Origin of the sequence: Polynucleobacter sp. Latsch14-2 (genome assembly GCF_018881925.1) — a bacterium.
GTDB lineage: Bacteria > Pseudomonadota > Gammaproteobacteria > Burkholderiales > Burkholderiaceae > Polynucleobacter.
On the sequence record NZ_JACVPL010000047.1, the window covers coordinates 1 to 255 of the forward strand.

Genomic DNA, 255 nt, shown 5'->3' on the forward strand with positions numbered 1-255 from the left:
TCTATGGTGAAACCGATCCAAGCTTGGCTGTCACTATTACTGCTGGCTCATTAGCATCAGTAGCAGTGACTGACACCCTAGCCAATGTGACAGGTACCTTATCTCGCAGCGCAGGGGAGAACGTAGGTAACTACAACATCCTCTTAGGTTCAGGCACTAAGGCAGCTAACTACACCATTACCTTTGATAGCACTAATCAGGCCATGGGGATTACCGCACGTCCGATCTACATCAGTGCTGACGCCTCACAAACGA

Annotated in this window: 1 protein-coding gene; it reads left to right on the forward strand. The window is 49.4% G+C overall.

The genetic code is table 11. The features are described from left to right. On the forward strand, positions 1-255 hold a 255-nt coding region (locus tag ICN46_RS11905; protein WP_216209146.1), incomplete at both ends, for an MBG domain-containing protein.